The organism is Pseudodesulfovibrio senegalensis, from assembly GCF_008830225.1.
Classification (GTDB): domain Bacteria; phylum Desulfobacterota; class Desulfovibrionia; order Desulfovibrionales; family Desulfovibrionaceae; genus Pseudodesulfovibrio; species Pseudodesulfovibrio senegalensis.
The window spans coordinates 66,640-84,753 of record NZ_WAIE01000004.1 but is presented as its reverse complement, the minus strand read 5'-3'; the positions used below and the strand labels follow the sequence as shown (position 1 = coordinate 84,753).

The 18,114-nt window shown below is 58.4% G+C and carries 18 protein-coding genes; 11 read left to right on the top strand and 7 right to left on the bottom strand.

The window, feature by feature from the left end; genetic code table 11:
- Nucleotides 1–134 precede the first annotated feature (134 nt).
- Genes F8A88_RS10395 through modA (F8A88_RS10370) form a run of 6 tightly spaced genes read right to left on the bottom strand, consistent with a single transcriptional unit; the run spans nt 135 to nt 4,403 of the window.
- On the bottom strand, nt 135–881 hold the full coding sequence (locus F8A88_RS10395; protein WP_151151093.1) for a Rossmann-like domain-containing protein: 747 nt from the start codon (nt 879–881) through the stop codon (nt 135–137).
- A gap of 26 nt (nt 882–907) precedes the next feature.
- Nucleotides 908–1,576, bottom strand: a complete 669-nt coding sequence (locus F8A88_RS10390; RefSeq protein ID WP_241667421.1) for a molybdate ABC transporter permease subunit — start codon at nt 1,574–1,576, stop codon at nt 908–910.
- A gap of 3 nt (nt 1,577–1,579) precedes the next feature.
- A complete protein-coding gene (gene modA, locus F8A88_RS10385; RefSeq protein WP_151151092.1) occupies nt 1,580–2,308 on the bottom strand; it encodes a molybdate ABC transporter substrate-binding protein in 729 nt (242 codons plus the stop codon).
- Nucleotides 2,305–3,012 carry an ATP-binding cassette domain-containing protein gene (locus F8A88_RS10380; RefSeq protein WP_151151091.1) on the bottom strand — a complete coding sequence of 236 codons (708 nt, stop codon included), beginning with the start codon at nt 3,010–3,012 and terminating at the stop codon, nt 2,305–2,307. Before F8A88_RS10380 ends, modA (F8A88_RS10385) begins: the two co-directional genes overlap by 4 nt.
- Nucleotides 3,009–3,665: a molybdate ABC transporter permease subunit gene (modB, locus tag F8A88_RS10375; protein ID WP_151151090.1), complete on the bottom strand. Its 657-nt coding sequence runs from the start codon at nt 3,663–3,665 to the stop codon at nt 3,009–3,011. The genes F8A88_RS10380 and modB overlap by 4 nt, the downstream gene beginning before the upstream one ends.
- 3 nt (nt 3,666–3,668) lie before the next feature.
- Nucleotides 3,669–4,403, bottom strand: coding sequence for a molybdate ABC transporter substrate-binding protein (gene modA / locus F8A88_RS10370; RefSeq protein WP_151151089.1), 735 nt, complete (start codon nt 4,401–4,403; stop codon nt 3,669–3,671).
- A 121-nt stretch (nt 4,404–4,524) separates the two neighbouring features.
- On the opposite strand from modA (F8A88_RS10370), the gene F8A88_RS10365 reads away from it, so the two are divergent.
- The 10 genes from F8A88_RS10365 to rsgA all read left to right on the top strand — a co-directional run bounded on the left by F8A88_RS10365 (nt 4,525) and on the right by rsgA (nt 15,144).
- Nucleotides 4,525–5,577, top strand: a complete 1,053-nt coding sequence (locus F8A88_RS10365; protein ID WP_151151088.1) for a TOBE domain-containing protein — start codon at nt 4,525–4,527, stop codon at nt 5,575–5,577.
- Between the two features lie 10 nt (nt 5,578–5,587).
- On the top strand, nt 5,588–6,211 hold the full coding sequence (locus F8A88_RS10360) for a histidine phosphatase family protein (RefSeq protein ID WP_151151087.1): 624 nt from the start codon (nt 5,588–5,590) through the stop codon (nt 6,209–6,211).
- Between the two features lie 200 nt (nt 6,212–6,411).
- A complete protein-coding gene (locus F8A88_RS10355) occupies nt 6,412–7,008 on the top strand; it encodes a TetR/AcrR family transcriptional regulator (RefSeq protein ID WP_151151086.1) in 597 nt (198 codons plus the stop codon).
- A complete protein-coding gene (locus tag F8A88_RS10350; RefSeq protein WP_151151085.1) occupies nt 7,008–9,131 on the top strand; it encodes a SulP family inorganic anion transporter in 2,124 nt (707 codons plus the stop codon). Before F8A88_RS10355 ends, F8A88_RS10350 begins: the two co-directional genes overlap by 1 nt.
- A 24-nt stretch (nt 9,132–9,155) precedes the next feature.
- The gene (locus tag F8A88_RS10345; protein WP_151151084.1) at nt 9,156–10,373 is read left to right on the top strand and encodes a response regulator; all 1,218 of its coding nucleotides are present in this window, start codon (nt 9,156–9,158) and stop codon (nt 10,371–10,373) included.
- Between the two features lie 21 nt (nt 10,374–10,394).
- Entirely contained in the window at nt 10,395–12,134 is a 1,740-nt protein-coding gene (locus tag F8A88_RS10340) for a sensor histidine kinase (protein WP_151151083.1), read from the top strand.
- Complete coding sequence (locus tag F8A88_RS10335; protein ID WP_151151082.1) at nt 12,131–12,484, top strand: response regulator; 354 nt, start codon at nt 12,131–12,133, stop codon at nt 12,482–12,484. Before F8A88_RS10340 ends, F8A88_RS10335 begins: the two co-directional genes overlap by 4 nt.
- A gap of 1 nt (nt 12,485) precedes the next feature.
- On the top strand, nt 12,486–13,109 hold the full coding sequence (locus tag F8A88_RS10330) for an ATP-binding protein (RefSeq protein ID WP_151151081.1): 624 nt from the start codon (nt 12,486–12,488) through the stop codon (nt 13,107–13,109).
- Nucleotides 13,110–13,160: 51 nt separating this feature from the next.
- Nucleotides 13,161–13,589 carry a response regulator gene (locus F8A88_RS10325; RefSeq protein WP_151151080.1) on the top strand — a complete coding sequence of 143 codons (429 nt, stop codon included), beginning with the start codon at nt 13,161–13,163 and terminating at the stop codon, nt 13,587–13,589.
- 448 nt (nt 13,590–14,037) lie between these two features.
- Nucleotides 14,038–15,144: a ribosome small subunit-dependent GTPase A gene (gene rsgA / locus F8A88_RS10320; protein WP_151151079.1), complete on the top strand. Its 1,107-nt coding sequence runs from the start codon at nt 14,038–14,040 to the stop codon at nt 15,142–15,144.
- 78 nt (nt 15,145–15,222) lie between these two features.
- Here the strand turns inward: rsgA and F8A88_RS10315 are convergent, their stop codons facing one another.
- Nucleotides 15,223–15,858 carry a LysE family translocator gene (locus tag F8A88_RS10315; RefSeq protein ID WP_151151078.1) on the bottom strand — a complete coding sequence of 212 codons (636 nt, stop codon included), beginning with the start codon at nt 15,856–15,858 and terminating at the stop codon, nt 15,223–15,225.
- Between the two features lie 278 nt (nt 15,859–16,136).
- Between F8A88_RS10315 and F8A88_RS10305 the strand changes: the two genes are divergently transcribed.
- Nucleotides 16,137–18,017: an AAA family ATPase gene (locus F8A88_RS10305; protein ID WP_151151077.1), complete on the top strand. Its 1,881-nt coding sequence runs from the start codon at nt 16,137–16,139 to the stop codon at nt 18,015–18,017.
- Nucleotides 18,018–18,114: the final 97 nt, after the last annotated feature.

Here is an 18,114-nt window from a genome sequence, read left to right as displayed (position 1 = left end):
TAATATTATTATTATGCCCCAAAAGACATATTCGGTCAATGACCTTTTTAATATGTTCTGCACAGCACGATGACAAAAGGCGGCGCAGGAGAACTCCTGCACCGCCCGGTGAAATCGAGTATGCGTATGAAAGGCTAGCTGCTCATGGGGCAAAAACGGTCCCAGCCCATGAGATCGCAGGCCGCCGCAATGGTGGTGCCGTAAAAGAGCACGGGCGCGCCTGTCACGCCCCGGCCTTCGGCGTCAATGAAGTTGTCGATGGTGGCATTGGCCAGCGTGGTGCCGGTGACCATGAGCAGTTCGGCCCATTCAATGGCTTCGGCGGCCGCTTCCGGGCCTTCCACAAGCACGCCGCGCCGCGTCTGGCCGATGTTGTCCGGGTCGAGATCCAGCACCCGCAATTCGAACTCCCTGCCCACGGATTCGATCATAGCGGGCTGAAAGCCCACATGGGTTATGCGCGGCTTGCCGTAGGTTTTCCGAATGTAATCGGGCAACTGCGCGGCACAGTCGTGCGGGCCGTTGTCCCTGCAATGCACGGTGTTTTCCGATTGCCCGATGCTACGCATGGCCGCATTGAACGCGGCCACGAACACGGCGCGGTTGAAATTGGAATCCAGCGGCAACTGCGCAATTTCGCCCAACGTGGCGCTGTGCGTGCCGAAGTCGTCGGTAAAGGCCTGCCCGCGGGCATCGCCCACTCCGGCCTCCATGAGTTTTTCCTTGCCCTTCTGGATGGGAAAATCCCCGCCGCCCGGATCGCCGATGGCCTGTTCCACACTGAGCGGGCCGGTGACCACCCGCACGCTCTGTCCCAGAATATCTTCCTTTTTCCATATTTCCACGGCCCTGTCCCGGACCGCGGCAAGAATCTCGCTCATGTCTACTCCTTGTATTCCGTTACCTGTCAAACTGCGGACAACCGCCTGAGCGCCGCGTACAGGGCAAGGGAAACCACCCCGATGACGCAGGACAGTACAATGGCCCGGTCGAATTCGCCGCTGAATACGGCGTTGTATATCTCCAAAGACAACGTGTTGGTCTTGCCGATGACGTTGCCGCCCAGCATGAGGGTCATGCCCACCTCGCCCAGGCAGCGTCCCAACGCCAGCAGCCAGCCGGCCAGCACGCTGCGGCGCACGTTGGGCAGCAAGACCTGTGAAAAAGTCTGCCATTCGCTTTTGCCCAGCACGTATGCGGCCTCGGCCAGCTTGCGACCATGACCGCGCAGGGCCGCCTCCACGGGTTTGACCATGAGCGGCAGCCCGGCCACGAACGAGGCCAGCACCACGCCCGGAAAGCTGAAGACCAGTTCCGCTCCGGTCAGCCTTCCCACCGGGCCGTCCCTGCCGAAAAAGAGCAGCAGGGCGAACCCCGTGGCAATGGGAGGGAAAACCAGCGGCAACGTAACCAGAAAATCCACAACCGGCCGCAGGCGCGACCGGCTGCAGGTGAGATAATAGGCGATGAGCACCCCGGCCACAAGCAACAGCACCCCGGCCACAGCCATGACCCGGGCAGTTAGCAGCAACGGCCCCCAGGTCGAGGCGTCAAGCAGGATCGCCTGCCAGGACACGGGTTACAGTCCGTTTTCCTGAATGATGCTGCGGGCCTTGTCCGTTTTCAGAAAACGGAAAAAATCCGCGACCCGCTCGGGATGGGCGGCATTGTTCAACTCCCCGGCAATGATGTCGATGGGGTCGTAATATTGCTGCGGCACCTCGATGAACCCGCCCAACGAATCGTGCACGTTCAGGGCATGGGTCAGATTCAGGAATCCGAGGTCCACCTCGTTGATGCTCAGATAGGAAAACACCTGCGGCACGGTGGCCACCACCACGATGTGTTTTTCCACCTCCGGCAACAGCCCGGAACGTTCCAGATACTGGTGCGCGGCCCGGCCATATATGGCCCGGACAGGATCGGGATGGGCAATGCGCTTGGCCGAAGAGGCCGTGAGCAGAGCCGCGGGATCATTGCCGCCGCTCGCATCCTTGGGCCATGCCAGCACAAGGCGGCCACTCCCCAATTCCATGGTGCGGGCAAAATTCAGCTTGGCGCGCGAAAAAAAGAACCGGGCCCCGATGACCATGTCCACGGCGCCGCTGTTCTTGGCCTGGGCCGTGACCCGGCCCATGTTGCCATACACGAGCTGCACGTCGTTGCCGGTCTCGGTCTTGTAGACCTTGGCCAAGGCGTTGACCATTTTCTTGTATCCGCCGCCCGCGGCCAAAACCATGTTTTCTCCGGCAAAAGCAGGCGCGGCAAACAGAACCAGCGCCACCACCATGCATAGAAAGCGTTTCATATGTAACTCTCTTGATTTATGGAAGTATTCATACTGCGCAAGGAACACATCTGGCCGCTGAACCAATCCGGCGACACCCGGCCATGGTCCACGGCCAGAATGGAATCGCCCAGATATTCGGCCTCTTCCAGATCGTGCGTCACGTGCAGCACGGGAATGTCCAGTTCGTCCTTGATATCCCGCAATTCGCTGCGCAGGCTGCGCCGGGTCCCGGCGTCCAGCGCGGAAAACGGCTCATCCAGCAGCAGAAGCACGGGGTCGCGGGCAAGGGCCTGGCAAAATGCGGCCCGCTGGCGTTCGCCCCCGGAAATGGCCGAGGGACGCTTGTCCGCAAGGTGGCTGATGCCGAACAGGGTCATGAGTTGTTCCACGCGCCCCGGGTCCGAGGCGGCAAAGGCCACGTTCTTGCGCACGTTGAGGTGCGGAAACAGCGTGTATTCCTGAAAGACCAGCCCGAGCCGACGTTTGCGCGCATGCATGAACACGCCCGCGTCCGTGTCGGTCCAGCAGGTATCGCCCAGACAGACCCGCCCGGCATCGGGCCGTTCCAGCCCGGCGATGATGCGGATCAGCGTGGTCTTGCCCGCACCGGACGGCCCCACGATGGCCGTGAGCGTTCCCGCCTCGCAGGTAAAATCCACGTCAAGGTCGTAATGGTCGAGCTGCTTGCGTACGGCCACTTGCAAGATTGACGGCGCTGTCATGAACGCCTCCCGTTGATTCGGTTGATGATGAGTAGAACCACGAAACTGACCGGCACCAGCGCGGCGGACATGAGGAACGCGTCGTCGAACCGAAGCGCTTCCACGGCCTCGAAAATGGCCACGGACGCCACCTTGGTCTCGCCGGGAATACTCCCGCCGACCATGAGGATGACCCCGAACTCGCCCAGACTGTGGGCGAACACCAGAATCGAAGAGGCGGCCAGCCCGCCGAGGCTGTTGGGAATGATGACCCGCACAAAGGCCTGTGTGCGCGTAAGCCCCAGTATGGCTGCGCTTTCCAGCAGCCTGTGGTCCAGCTTTTCAAAGGCGGCGCGCAGGGGTTGAACCGCAAACGGCAGGTTGAACACCAGCGAAGCCAGGAGGATGCCCATAAAGCTGAACACAAGCCTTTGTCCGGTCATGTTTTCCCAGAACATGCCCAGCGAGCCGTGCGGCCCCATGATCACCAGCAGCCAGAACCCCAGCACCGTGGGCGGCAGCACCATGGGCAGGGATACCAGCGCGTCCACCGCGCTCTTGCCCGCAAACCGGCCAAAGGCCAGCATGCAGGCGATGGGAGCTGCGATGAACGGGATGATCAGCATGGTCCAGAAGGCCAGCTTGGCCGAAAGGTAAAACGGCTCCCATTCCATGCGTTACTTGTACCCGTACTTTTTCTTGATGGCAGCGACCTCGTCGGAGCCGAGAAACTCCACGAAACGGGCCACGTTCTTGTTGTTTGCGGCCTTTTTGAGCACGCAGGCGGCCTGCACCACGGGCGGGGCCAGTTCGATGAGCGTGTAGCAGCCCTTCTGGCCTTCTTCGGTAAAGACAGAAGAAAAGGCACACAGGCCCACGTCGGCAGCGCCGGTGGACGCATACTGGAACACCTGAGCGATGGACTGGCCGTAGACCAGTTCGGACTTCATCGATTCCCACAGCCCCGCGGATTTCAGCGCGTTCATGGCCGAGGTTCCGTAGGGAGCGGTTTCCGTGTTGGCGATGGCGATCTTGGAAACGGACGGGTCCTTCAGCGCGCTGGTCCATTCCATGGCGCAGAGGTTCTTCTTCTTGGTCCAGAGCACAATCTGGCCCTTGGCGTACACAAACGGCTTTTCGCAAAGCTCTTTGGCAAAAAGGGCTTCCGGACGGCGCTGGTCCGCGGCCAGGAACAGGTCGAAAGGCGCGCCGTTGATGATCTGTCCGTAAAGTTTGCCGGTGGACGTGTAGGTGGCCTGCACGGTCAGCCCGGTCTTGGCCTCGAACGCGGGGATGATTTCCTTCATGGCGGGCATGAAGTTGGCGGCCTGCGCCACCATGATGTCCGCCGCGAAAACCGAGGACGGCAGCAACAGAACCAGAGCCAAAACAATGGAAGCAATGCGTTTCATTCCAATCTCCTTTATATCGTGCGTAATTTACAACACCCGCCCGTCTTGATATGTAGATACAACGCTGCCCAACCTCAACCGAGTCACGCCTGCTGGAAAATCCGTGACCCACGGCAACCACATGAACGCATCCGACAGCAATCTGGCACCCAGTGAAATTTTCACGGTTCCCGAAGGAATCAGGCTGCTCAGCCCCGAACAGGCGGCCCGGCTGGAAGCCGCATTCGACATCTGGCGCGGCACGGCTTCCCGTGCAGACCATATGCGCGCCCGCGAACGCATGCGCCTCATCTTCCTGCTGCTGCGCCACACCGGAGCGCGATTGGGCGAGGTGCTGGCTCTGGACCACGACAGGGATCTTGACCTGACGCAGGGCACGGCCCTGTTCGGCAAAAACGGCAACACGCGCGAGGTTCCCCTGCCGCAGGGGCTGTGCCGGGAACTGCGCCGGGTGCTGGAAAGCCCCATGGCCGCAGGCAGCCAGGGCCATTTCCTGAATGCAGACCAGGGACAGGTGCGCCGCGCCTTCTATGCCCGGGCAGACCAATGCGGCGTGCCGCGCGAACTGGCCACAGCCCGCGTGTTGCGCAATACCCGCGCCGTGGAAATGCTGCGCAACGGCGTACCCCTGGCCGTGGTGCAATCCGTGCTCGGCCAGTCTTCCCCGGAACTCACCGCCGTGCTGCAACGCTATTCCAGTCAGGACGCTTCCCGCATCGTGCGCAGGCTGGCAATGGACGACCTCCGCGACAAGACCAGCGCACGCAACACCTTTTCCTGCCGGGTCACGGACATCGTTCGCGATCCGGTCATGGCAGAAATCATGCTGGAAACCGCCCACGGGCAACGCCTTTGCGCGGTCATCACAACGGAAAGCCTGAACACGCTGGCGTTGCAGCCGGGAACCACTGTGGCCGCCTCGGTCAAGGCCCCGCTGGTGGCGGTCTGCGCCAACCCGGCCCACACCGGGGGCTCCCGCCGCAACCGGCTGGACGCGACCGTGACCTCGGTGCGCTCCAATCCGGTCATCACGGAAATCAACGCCCGCACGAAGTTCGGCCAGAATGTCTGCGCACTCGTGTCCACCAAAACCGCGCAGATCATGGGCATACAGGCCGGGGACACGGCACGTTTCTCGTTCAAGGCCCTTTCCGTAATCCTGAACACCCTCTAGAGGCATCGCCATGCAGCAGCTTTATATCCTCCGCCACGGCCAGATTCCCCAGATCACCCCGCGCCGGTTCATTGGCTGCACGGACGTGCCGCTGGACCAAACCGGCAAAGAACAGGCCGCGGCCATGGGACAGGCCCTGAAAAACGTGCGGCTGGACAAGGCCGTATGCAGTGACCTGGGCCGCACCATGCATACTGCCCGGCTCGCGCTGGAACAACACCCCGCCCCGCTTGCGGCCGAGCCCATGCCCCTGCTGCGCGAAATCAACCTCGGCCGCTGGGAGGGAATGACCAAGGACGACGTCCGGGCCGCATTTCCCGGCCAATTTGAACAGCGGGGAAACGATCTGGGGGGGTTCGTTCCCGAGCAGGGCGAAAGCTTTGCGCAGGTGCAGAAACGGGCCGCCCGCTTTCTGGACATCATGAAAAACGAACCCGCCGACTCGGTGCTGGCCGTGACCCACGCAGGGTTCATACGCACCCTGCTCTGCCTTGTGCGACAAACGCCCCTTGACCGCCTGTTCGACATGGATCAGGACTACTGCCGCCTGACCCTGCTGACCCTTGACCACGGAAGCTGGCAGGTGCGTTTCGCCAACATGGACGCCCAAACGTTTTCCCGGCAAAACGCATGAAAGAAACCAAAAAAAATGTAATTCTCCCTGCTGATTTTTATTAGCTGATCACAAAATCACCAACGGTTCCGCACATATTGTCGCCAAAACTGAGTAAACGCTCAGTTTTGGCGATTTCTTTGACATTCGTGCCTTGCGCTTATAGGGACAAAGATACTGAGTGGTCACTCGGTTTTCCGACGCCACTCGGAGGAGATGCAATGAAAAAAAAGGAAGCAATTCTCAAAGTCGCCACCGTGCTGTTTGCAAACAAGGGCTACAGCGACACCTCCGTGCAGGAGTTGTCGCGCCTGACCGGGGCGGCCGAGGGAACCATATTCTACCATTTCGGTACCAAGGAGGGCCTGTTGCTGGCCATCCTGGAGCAGACCAGAAAATCCATCGTGCATCAGTTCGAGGAATTTCTGGAAGCCCGGGAGTTCAGCTCGGGATTGGACCGTGTGGAAGAAACCGTTTCCTTTTATTTGTATCTGGCGGGCTTTCTGGAGGATCAATTCCTGTTGTTGCACAGGCATCATGTATATCAATTTTCCGAGACCAACCCCGAATTCCGGAAGCATCTTGAGGAAATATACAACTGCCTGACCGACTTTTTCGAATGGGCGATCATCGCCGGACAGGAAGACGGGACCATAAATCCGGAATTGCATCCGAGAAAAACCGCGCTGATTCTTTTTACCATGGTGGATGGTCTTGTGAGGTTCAAGAACTATAATCTGTACGACGCAGGCGCATTGTTCAACGAGTTGATGAACGCATGCCGCACTCTGCTGCAGGCTACCCAGAGGAACAACTGATGGTTACGAAAATTTTTCCTTTCCTTGGCTGGTTCAAGGGCTACGACATGGCTTCGCTCCGGGCGGACGCCATATCCGGTCTCACGGTCGCCCTTGTTCTCATCCCGCAATCCATGGCCTATGCCCAGCTGGCGGGCATGCCCGCATACTACGGGCTGTATGCATCGTTTCTGCCCCCGCTCATCGCCGCCCTGTTCGGCTCCAGCCGCCAGTTGGCGACCGGTCCCGTGGCGGTGGTATCGCTCATGACCGCGGCTTCGCTCGAGCCGCTGGCCACAGCGGGCAGCGAGGGATACATCGCCTACGCCATCCTGCTGGCGCTCATGGTGGGCGGATTCCAGTTCCTGCTGGGCGTGCTGCGCCTCGGGCTGGTGGTCAACTTCCTGTCCCACCCGGTGGTCAACGGCTTCACCAACGCCGCAGCCATCATCATCGCCTCATCCCAGCTTTCCAAGATGTTCGGCGTATACGTGGACAAGGCCGAGCACCACTATGAAACCATCATCAACGTGGTCAAAAGCGCCCTGCACTACACGCACCTGCCCACGCTGGGCATGGGCGTGCTGGCCTTCGCCATCATGATCGTCCTCAAACGCATCAATCCCAAGATCCCCAACGTGCTGGTGGCCGTGGTCATCACCACGGGCCTGTCCTGGGGCCTCGGCTTCAATCACGATTCCAAAATCGCCCTGGACGCGATCAACGCACCCGAAGTGCAGCAGAACGTGCTGGCCTTCAACAATGCCGTGAAAAACATCGACGAACTGGCCACCCAGCGCACCGCGCTCACGGCCAGCCTTGAAGAGGCCCGGTCCGCCAAGGAGGTCGTTGCCGCGCTGGACGCGGAGCACGACCTCAGCGTGCTGAACATCCAGATATCCCGGCTCAAGCATGAAGCGCACCTGCTGCGCGAGGACCTGCGATCCACCCTGTTCGACGGCGTGGAGGACAGCGGAACCCTGCTGCTCTACCCGCAAGGTCAGGCGCCGCAGGGCATGGCCACGGACGGCCGCACCTGGCGCATCAAGGTGGGCAACACCGCGCTGGACACCGCATCCCTCCGGATCATGGGCGGCGGCGCCGTGGTGGGTACGGTCCCCTCGGGCATCCCGGCCATCGGCATGCCCAAGCTGGACCTCAAGATCATGCTGCACCTGATCCCGTTTGCGGCCATCATCTCGTTGCTGGGCTTCATGGAGGCCATTTCCATTGCCAAGGCCATGGCCGCAAAGACCGGCCAGCGCCTCGACCCCAACCAGGAACTCATCGGCCAGGGCCTTGCCAACATGCTCGGTGCCTGCGGCAAGAGCTACCCGGCTTCGGGCTCGTTCTCCCGCTCGGCGGTCAACCTGCAGGCAGGCGCGGTGTCCGGCCTCTCCAGCGTGTTCACCTCGCTCATGGTGGTCATCGTGCTCATGTTCTTCACCCCGCTGCTCTACCACCTGCCGCAGGCCGTGCTGGCCGCGGTCATTATGATGGCGGTCATCGGGCTGATCAATGCCTCGGGTTTCATCCACGCATGGAAGGCCCAGTGGTATGACGGCGCCATTTCCATCCTCTCCTTTGCCTGCACCCTGGCCTTTGCCCCGCATCTGGACAAGGGCATCATGGTGGGCGTGGTCCTCTCGCTGGGCGTGTTCCTCTACAAGAGCATGCGCCCCAAGGTGGCGGACCTCTCCCGTTCGGAGGACGAATCCCTGCGCGACGCCACGGCCCACGGCCTGCGCCAGTGCGAACATATTGCGGTGGTCCGCTTCGACGGCCCGCTCTTCTTTGCCAACGCCAGCTTCCTTGAGGACCAGATCACGGACCGCATGATGAACAACCAGAAGCTCAGGCACATCATCATCGTGGCCAACGGCATCAACGACATGGACGCATCCGGCGAGGAAGCGCTCTCCCTGATCGTGGACCGCGTGCGCAGCTCCGGGCTGGACATCTCGCTCAGCGGGGTCAACGAATCGGTCATGGCCGTGCTGGAACGCACCCACCTGCTCGAAAAGATCGGCAGGGACCATGTCTATCCGACAATGGAAACCGCCCTGTACGCCACCCATGAACAGGCGCACAAGGACGGCAGCGAAGATTCCTGTCCTCTCACCTCTGTCTGCCACCTCGCCTAGGCGCGGCACGAAAGGAGTATGAACATGTCCGTAATTACCGTATTCAACGGTCTCTTCTCCGAGGCGGGACTCGTGGTCAAGCGCGTGCTCGACGCCACGGAACACCGGCTGATCACCGATCAGGAAATCGTGGCCGACGCCGCCAAGCTCTCGGGCATGGCCGAATCGGCCATCACCCGGGCCTTTTCCTCGGGAGCGTCCGTATTCAACAAATTCAGCCATGAAAAAGAACGCGCCATTGCCTGGCTGCGGCTGGCCATGGCCCACAAGCTTGAAGACGCCGACAACCTGCTGGTGTCCGGTTTCGCCTCGCAACTGGCGGACAGGAAAATCAGCCATGTCATGCGCGTCTGCCTCATCTCCGACATGCAGGCCCGGCTCGCCGTGGCTGAAAAGCAGGAAGGCTATGCCGAAAAGCACGCCCACAAGCTGATCCACAAGGACGACGAAGACCGCGCTGCATGGGTCAAGGCCGTGACCGGTGCGGAAGACCCCTGGGCCGAATCCCTCTACGACATGGTGCTGCCCGTGGCCTCCACCGGCGTGGAACGCTGCGCGGACCTGATCATCGAACAGCTCGGCAACAAGGCGCTGGAAACCACCGACGCCAGCCGTCAGGCCGTGCGCGATTTCCTGCTGGCCGCCACCGTGGAAACCGTGCTGGCCGGAGAAGGCCACAACGTGACCGTGCGGGCGCACAAGGGCGAAATCACCCTGACCATCAACAAGCACGTGCTCATGCTGGAACGCCTTGAACGCGAACTCAAGGAGATCGTCTCCGGCGTGGACGGCGTGACCGGCGTGAACACGCAGGTGGGCAAGGGCTTCCACCAGACCGACATCTACCGCAAGGTGGACTTCGCCCTGCCGTCCAAGGTGCTGCTGGTGGACGACGAACGCGAATTCGTGCAGACCCTCTCCGAACGGCTGCTCCTGCGTGACATGGGTTCCGCTGTGGTTTACGATGGAGAGTCCGCGCTGGATCTCATGGAAGATGACGAGCCCGAAGTGATGATCCTTGACCTCAAGATGCCCGGCATCGACGGCATCGAGGTGCTCAGACGGGTCAAGAGTACCCGGCCCGGCATCGAGGTCATCATCCTCACAGGCCACGGTTCGGAAAAGGACCGCGAAGTATGCATGGAACTGGGCGCGTTTGCCTACCTGCACAAGCCGGTGGACATCGACGTTCTCAGCGAAACGCTGAAAAAGGCCAACGAAAAGATCAACCAGAACAGATAGCAACGGGAGACGGGTGGCGAAATGTCCTTTCTGAAGCGATTGATACCGGATTTCTGGGATACCAACCCGGACGCCGGACCGCACAAGAGCCTGTTCAACTACAGGCGCACATGGCGGCAGGCAATCGGCCTGCTGACCGTGGTGGCCCTTGTGCCGCTTCTGATCATGACCTTCATGGACTACAACGTCACCCGTCGTTCCCTGAAATCCGAAAACATCCTGCGTCTCACGCGGGTCACCTCCAACACGCGCCGCTCGGTGGCCTACTTTCTGGACGAACGCAAAAGCGCGCTGGAATTCATCGCCCAGCGCGAATCCGTGCGCAACCTGCGCAATCCCGAACGGCTGAAAAGCATCCTGCAGGGACTCAAAAGCAGCTTCGGCGGATTCGTGGACATCGGGCTCATCGACGGCAGCGGCAGGCAGGTGGCCTACATCGGCCCCTACGAACTGCAGGGCCGGGACTACGGGGAGCAATACTGGTTCACCCGCACCCGTGAAAAGGGTGCCTACATCAGCGGCGTGTTTCTGGGCTACCGCGACGAGCCGCACCTGATTGTGGCGGTGCGCTGCCCGGAAACCGGACCCGACGGTCCCTATGTGATACGCGCCACCCTGGACACGGCCCGCTTCAACGCGCTGCTGGCCTCGCTGGACCTCGCCCACGGCGGCGATGTGTTCATCACCAACCACAAGGGCACGCTCCAGACCCCTTCGCGCTGGCACGGCGACGTTCTCACGGACCTCGGCCTGCCCATGCCCGAGTATTCGTCCAAGACCACCGTGCTCGAAGCGCAGGAAAAAGACGGTACCGGCGTCATGGTTGGGTACGCGTTCATCACGGACACCCCGTTCGTGCTCATGGTGGTCAAGATCACCGAACAGGTCATGCAGCCATGGGAAACCATCCGCATGGAACTGCTCTGGCTGCTGGTGGTCAGCATCGTGGTCATTCTGCTGGTCATCGTGGGCGTGGCCACCCGCATGGTTTCCAAGATATTCATTGCGGACCAGACCCGGGCCAAGACCCTGCACCACATGGAACACACCAACCGCATGGCCTCCATCGGACGCCTTGCCGCGGGTGTGGCCCACGAGATCAACAATCCGCTGGCCATCATCAACGAAAAGGCCGGACTCATTAAGGACATCTTCACCTTCCGCGACGAATACGGCAAGGATGAACGGCTGGTGCGCAACGTGGACTCCATTCTCCAGTCCGTGCACCGTTGCGGCACCATCACCAAACGGCTGCTGAGCTTTGCCCGGCACATCGACGTGGCCATGGAACAGATTCATTTCAAGAAACTGGCCACCGAGGTCATCGGCTTTCTGCACAAGGAGGCCGAATACCGCAGCATATCCATCACCATGGATATTCCCGACGACCTGCCGGATTTCACCTCGGACCGCGGCAAGTTGCAGCAGATATTCCTGAACCTGGTCAACAACGCCTTCCAGGCCATGAACGACGGCGGCTCCCTGACCATCACGGCCCACAAGGCCGGGCCCAACGCGTTGCAGTTCACGGTGAGCGACGACGGCTGCGGCATCCCGGAAAACGACCGCAAACGCATATTCGAACCGTTCTTCTCCACCAAGAAGAAACGCGGCGGCACCGGGTTGGGCCTTTCCATCACGTACGGATTGGTGCAGGAACTGGACGGCACCATGACCGTGGCAAGCGAAGTGGGCAAGGGAACCACCTTCACCATCACACTGCCCATAACCCCCACAACCAACAAGGCTGAACAGGCATGAAAATACTGCTGGTAGACGACGAACACGAACTGGTTTCCGCCATGGCTGAACGGTTGGACATGCGCGGCATTCACGCGGAATTTTGCTGCTGCGGCACGGATGCCATTGAAATGGCCAAGGAAAAATGCTTTGACGTGGCCGTGCTGGACATGAAGATGCCCCGCATGAGCGGGCTTGAACTTCGGCGCGAACTCTCGGCCCTGTGCCCGGACATGCGCTTTGTCTTCCTTTCCGGACACGGGTCCGAAGAGGACTTCAAACAAGGGTGCGCCGAAGCCGCCTTCTACCTGATCAAACCCGTGGCCATCGAAGACTTGATGGAAACCCTGCGTAGAGTCATGGAGAAATAGCATGAGCGAATCATCCCGACGCGAAGACCTGAAATTCTTCGGCCGCGTAAGCGCCACCATTTCGCACGATCTCAAGAACGTGCTGGCGGTCATCAACGAAAGCGCAGGCCTGCTGGACGACCTGTGCATGCTGGCCGACAAGGGGCGGCCCATCGAGCCCGAGCGTCTGGTGTCGGTGGCCAAGTCCATACTGGGACAGGTGCGCCGCGGAGATTCGATCATCAAGAACATGAACACCTTTGCCCACAGCGTGGACGAGGACGTGCGCTCCATGGACATGGGCGAAATGCTGACGCTCATGAGCGAGCTGTGCCGCCGACCGGTGAACGCCAAGGGTGCCACGCTGGAAGCGCTGCCCGGAGAGGCCCATTTACGGGCCGACCCGTACGGCGTGGAGCGCGTGCTGCACGGCATGATACTCTGCGCGCTGGAGAGCGCACAGCAGGGCACGGCCCTGAAATTTTCCGCCACCACCGTGGCAGACGGCGTACAGGTCCTGCTCCAGGGATTGGAACAGGAACCCGCGCCCGACCAACAATTGCGAGAAACGGCCCAAGCCGTGGGCGCAACCCTGCACGCACACGGCAACGCGCTGGAGCTGACCCTCCCGCTCCGGCAGGCGTAAACGGGCAAAGAATACACTTCATTCAATCAAAGCCACACAAGGAGACCCCAGATGGCTGAAAAAGTATTGCTCATCGACGACGAAACCGATTTCCTGCAAAACCTTTCGGACCGCATGAACCTGCGCGGCATGGAAGTGACCACGGCACAGGACGGCAACGCCGCGCTGGACGCCGTGAATCAGGACTCGTTCGATGCCGTGGTGCTGGACCTGCAAATGCCCGGCATGGACGGCATCGAGGTGCTCAAGCGCATCAAGGCCGAGCGTCCCAACATGCAGATCATCCTGCTCACCGGGCACGCCTCGCTGGAAAAGGGCGTGGAAGCCATGCGGCTTGGAGCCATGGACTTCATGGAAAAACCCGCGGACATCAACTCGCTGACCGAGAAAATCCACAAGGCCCAGGCCAAGAAGATGCTGCTGGTGGAACGCGAGACCGAAGCCAAGATGAAAGAAATCATGGGCAGCAAAGGCTGGTAGCTCGCCCGCAACCATATTGCGTCCCGGACATGGGGCCTTGTTCCGGGACCTAAAAGGGCTTCAGGCGTTTGCCTGAGGCCCTTTATCTTTTTGCGGCCGCCCCTCGCCGAAGCAGGGTTGACACTGCTCCGTATTTTCTTCACAAAAGCGGCATCTTAACACGCCAAAGGAGTTTGGATGTATAGCCAGTCAATGGATCTTGTGCCCCATGTCGTGAACACCAAGGGCACCCCGCAGGTCTAAACTGTCCCCGCCGTATTCTGGTACGGCTTCCATTCGGCTGTTTTCAGCCTGTCCGATTTGTTTCGCCCGAAACAGGTCTTTTGTCGTGCCCGTGATTCACGCCATTCACCACTATGCATGAAACCGGCCGCCGGTTACCCACCGGCCGCCCTTGCTCACGAATCAGGGCCGATGCACGGCGTCGGCACGACAATACAGGTGAACCATGACCATATACGACAATACGGGCACGGACCCGGCACAACGAATCGACAGGCTCAACCAACTCGGATGGGACGACCTCTTCGAGCACCACCTCGCGACCATGGACCGACCGCACGCCCGCGTCGCCCGTGTTCTCAGCGCGCAACGCGGCCGTTTTCTGGTGGGCAACGGCCATGCGGAATGGCTCTGCGCCCCGGCGGGCAGGCTGCTGCGCAGGGAACAGCACCGCTATCCGGTCACCGGCGACTGGGTGCTCACAAAGGAAAGCGTCATAACCGAGGTCCTGCCTCGAAGGAACATGCTCTGCCGAGGCCGGGCTGGCGCACGGGGCAAACAGGACGAAACCGCCAGAAACGAACAGCCCATGGGCGCGAACATGGATACAGCGTTCATTGTCTGCGGGCTGGACCGCGACTACAACCTGCGGCGTCTGGAACGCTATCTGGCGCTGGTCTACAACTGCGGCATCGCGCCGGTGATCGTGCTGACCAAGGCGGACCTCGTTCAGAGCCCGGCAACGTACCGGCAGGAAGTGGAACAGATAGCCTTCGGCGTTCCCGTGGTGCCGACATCCATGACCGACCGCACCGGCGTGGACGAACTGCGCGTGCACTTCGGACACGGAAAAACCGTGATCATGCTCGGCTCTTCAGGCGCGGGCAAGTCCACGCTGGCCAACCTGCTGCATGGCAGCGACATCCAGGCCACGGCGTCCGTGAGCCAAAGCGTGGGCAAGGGCCGCCACACCACCACGGCGCGCGAACTCATCCCCATGCCCGGCGGCGGGCTGCTGATGGACAATCCCGGCATCCGCGAAATCGCCTTTTACACGGACGGCAGCGGCCTTGACGGCGCGTTTCCCGAGATACGGGAGCTTTCGGAATCCTGCCGCTTTGCCGACTGCACGCACCAGCACGAACCGGGCTGCGCCGTGCTCCGCGCCGTGGCCTCCGGCGACCTCGGCGAAGACAGGCTGGCCAGCTACCACAAAATGAAACGGGAAATGGAATACGTTTCGGCCCGCAGCGAAAAAAGCGCGGACCGCGTTGAAAAGGAACGCTGGAAAGACGTGGCCCTGCGCATAAAACGCATGAAAAAGAAACGCTAACCGCATAAAAAAGGGCCCGCACATCCATGTGCGGGTCCTTGATAAATACGGTCAGCAACAGACGCGGCGTGTTCCGCCCTACCGCTCGGTCAGGGCCAGCCGGACGCCGAGCGCAATGAGCACGGAACCGAGGCCGCGGTCCAGCCACACGCGCAGGGAACGGCTCCGGCGCAATTTTTCGGTCAACCTGTCGCTGCACAGGATCACCGGAGGCTCCACAAACGCGGCCACAGCGATGATCAGCACGCCGTGCAGCAAAAGCTGCGCCCATACGGGTCCGGCCCCTTCCACCACGAACTGCGGCAGAAATGCCAGAAAAAACGTGGCCACCTTGGGGTTCAGCAAATCGATGAACACGCCCTGGCGAAACACGGAGCCGATGCTTACGGACTTGCCGCGCTTTTCAACGAGCAGCGTCCCACCGTCCGAACGGATGGCCTGCACCCCGAGCCAGAGCAGATAGGCCACACCCGCCCACTTGACCACGGAAAAGGCCATGGCCGAACCGGCCACAATGGCCGTGAGCCCGAGCGCGGCCAGCAGCACGTGGCAGGAAGCGCCGGTCCAGATGCCGAGCATGGCGGCCAGCCCGGCCTTTTTGCCGCCCTTGACCGTGTGGCTCAGAATAAAGGCCATGTCCGGCCCCGGGGAAACGTTCAACAAAAAGGCTGCGGCCAGAAAGGCCGACCAGTGCGCAAGGGAATATTCAAACATGGAATCGATCCCGCGTTAGAAGACAGTCGAAGGGAAGGCAACCGAAACATTTTCAACGGGAGCTGTCAAACGGGGAGGCTTTGTGTTGCAACAGGGCTATTGTGTTGAGGTTTCCATATCACTTTTTTTATTCAGACCTTGGCTTTTTATAGACAGAGGAGTATATCAACGACAAATGAACATGCCGCAATACCATGAAATGATGATTCCCACAGTCAAGGTCATCGACGAGCTTGGAGGGTCAAGAACTATCCAAGAAATCGCTGAAGGAGGACCCCATGCACTTAAGTCATTACCAAGTACTTAACTACAAAAACATCGATGACTCTACTAAAATTGATACCGGGTCAAAGGTCACATGCTTTGTAGGGAAAAATGAAGCAGGTAAAACAACCCTTCTGCAAGCTCTATATCGGCTAAATCCAGTTGAAGAATGCACTTACGATGAAGTTCGAGACTACCCTCGTAAAAAACTTAGAGCTTACCAACGAAATGTTAAATCGGGTAAAGAACAAGTCGCAACTGTCTTAAAAACAGTTTTCACGTTGGACACATCGGACATCCATGCAATTTCTGAGGAACACGGAAGCTGTGTGTCGAAGGGAGCCAAACTTTCAGTCGATATTAAATACAACGGGAATCGAACCATAGGCCTCAGTGTCGACGAAGAAGAATGGCTGAAAAACTATATTAAGGACAAAAGGGCCTCCGAGGAAGAATCTCCAACAGTTAAAACAACTAAAGACATAGAATCCCAAATTGCAGCACTAGAAGCTCTGGAAGACCAAACCGTCGTTGCAGGATGGATTGATGAACTAAAGAATATTCAGGACAAAAGCCTGACAATCCACATATGGAACACAATTTTAGAAGACAGGATTCCAAAGATATTCTTTTTTGACGACTATCGAATCATGAAAGGTCAAGCCTCGTTAGATCAAATAACGGACTCTACAGATGACGGCATAAAGACCTTGAATGAACTACTTGCACTCGCAGACATCACACCTCAAGAGCTTCAACAAAACACTAACTACGAGCACCACAAAGCTAATTTGGAAGCAATCGCAAACGAGATCACAGATGACGTTTTCAAATACTGGAAACAAAACTCACAACTAGAAGTAGAATTTGATGTCAACAGGGCTCCTGGCAATAATCAAGCTGAGATATTCCATGTTCGAATCAAAAACAACAAACACAGAGTAACAGTTCCTTTTGATGAACGTTCCAGGGGTTTCGTTTGGTTTTTCTCTTTCTTAACGGCATTTAAAAAACTGTCTCAAGACCATTCGAACGTCATCATACTTCTTGATGAACCAGGGTTAAACCTTCACGCAAGTGCTCAAGCAGACCTACTTCGTTTTATAGAAGAGGTATTGGCAACAGATCACCAAATTATCTACACGACACATTCTCCATTTATGATCGACTCACAGCACCTTGAACGAGTTAGAACTGTAGAGGATTTGGAAGATGTAGGCGTTAAGGTCTCTTCTGACTGCCTGAGCGTTGACCACAACACAGTTTTCCCACTTCAAGCAGCAATGGGGTACAGTTTAGCACAAACATTATTTTTAGGTCCCAACTGCTTATTGGTAGAAGGACCTTCTGATCTTCTTTACATGCAAATCCTTTCTGAAGTGCTGCGAGATAAGGGACGAGAAGGTTTGAGTGACAAATGGGCTATTACGCCTGTTGGAGGAGCAGACAAACTCGCAACATTTGCAACGTTAATTGGTTCTAATGAACTAAATATATGTGTACTTATGGACATTACAAAGAAAGACCAACAACGAGTAGATAATTTGATTAAAAACCACTTCTTAACTCGTAAACAAATTATTGAACTCAACCAATTTACCAAACAGAAAGATGCTGACATTGAAGATCTTTTTACTCCTGGCGAATATATAAAGCTGGTTAAGAAAACATATCCGAAACTTAAGCAACTGACTGTCACAAAACTGGGCCAGCAGCCTAGAATCATTAAGCGGATTGAATCTTTTATAAAGTCTGAAAAGATTGATACTCCCTTCAACCACTTTAAACCCTCACAAACAGCCTTATCCGTTATTGGAAAAGACATCCCTGTTAGTGAAGAGACATTGGCTCGCTTTGAAGCAATGTTCAACAAGGTCAACATAATGCTCCCATAGTATGAACAAACACGCCCATAAATGACGATCAAAGCCAAACACAAATATATCTTCCATGGAAGCTCGTGCGCCCTAGAATTCATTGATGGCATTGACA

Bases quoted from the DNA above. Each gene is read 5' to 3' on its own strand.
- modA (WP_151151092.1), bottom strand. From the start codon at position 2,308: ATGAAACGCTTTCTATGCATGGTGGTGGCGCTGGTTCTGTTTGCCGCG.
- F8A88_RS10365 (WP_151151088.1), top strand. From the start codon at position 4,525: ATGAACGCATCCGACAGCAATCTGGCACCCAGTGAAATTTTCACGGTT.
- F8A88_RS10335 (WP_151151082.1), top strand. From the start codon at position 12,131: ATGAAAATACTGCTGGTAGACGACGAACACGAACTGGTTTCCGCCATG.
- modB (WP_151151090.1), bottom strand. From the start codon at position 3,665: ATGGAATGGGAGCCGTTTTACCTTTCGGCCAAGCTGGCCTTCTGGACC.
- F8A88_RS10340 (WP_151151083.1), top strand. From the start codon at position 10,395: ATGTCCTTTCTGAAGCGATTGATACCGGATTTCTGGGATACCAACCCG.
- F8A88_RS10305 (WP_151151077.1), top strand. From the start codon at position 16,137: ATGCACTTAAGTCATTACCAAGTACTTAACTACAAAAACATCGATGAC.
- modA (WP_151151089.1), bottom strand. From the start codon at position 4,403: ATGAAACGCATTGCTTCCATTGTTTTGGCTCTGGTTCTGTTGCTGCCG.
- F8A88_RS10395 (WP_151151093.1), bottom strand. From the start codon at position 881: ATGAGCGAGATTCTTGCCGCGGTCCGGGACAGGGCCGTGGAAATATGG.
- F8A88_RS10315 (WP_151151078.1), bottom strand. From the start codon at position 15,858: ATGTTTGAATATTCCCTTGCGCACTGGTCGGCCTTTCTGGCCGCAGCC.
- F8A88_RS10350 (WP_151151085.1), top strand. From the start codon at position 7,008: ATGGTTACGAAAATTTTTCCTTTCCTTGGCTGGTTCAAGGGCTACGAC.
- F8A88_RS10330 (WP_151151081.1), top strand. From the start codon at position 12,486: ATGAGCGAATCATCCCGACGCGAAGACCTGAAATTCTTCGGCCGCGTA.
- F8A88_RS10355 (WP_151151086.1), top strand. From the start codon at position 6,412: ATGAAAAAAAAGGAAGCAATTCTCAAAGTCGCCACCGTGCTGTTTGCA.
- rsgA (WP_151151079.1), top strand. From the start codon at position 14,038: ATGACCATATACGACAATACGGGCACGGACCCGGCACAACGAATCGAC.
- F8A88_RS10345 (WP_151151084.1), top strand. From the start codon at position 9,156: ATGTCCGTAATTACCGTATTCAACGGTCTCTTCTCCGAGGCGGGACTC.
- F8A88_RS10360 (WP_151151087.1), top strand. From the start codon at position 5,588: ATGCAGCAGCTTTATATCCTCCGCCACGGCCAGATTCCCCAGATCACC.
- F8A88_RS10380 (WP_151151091.1), bottom strand. From the start codon at position 3,012: ATGACAGCGCCGTCAATCTTGCAAGTGGCCGTACGCAAGCAGCTCGAC.
- F8A88_RS10325 (WP_151151080.1), top strand. From the start codon at position 13,161: ATGGCTGAAAAAGTATTGCTCATCGACGACGAAACCGATTTCCTGCAA.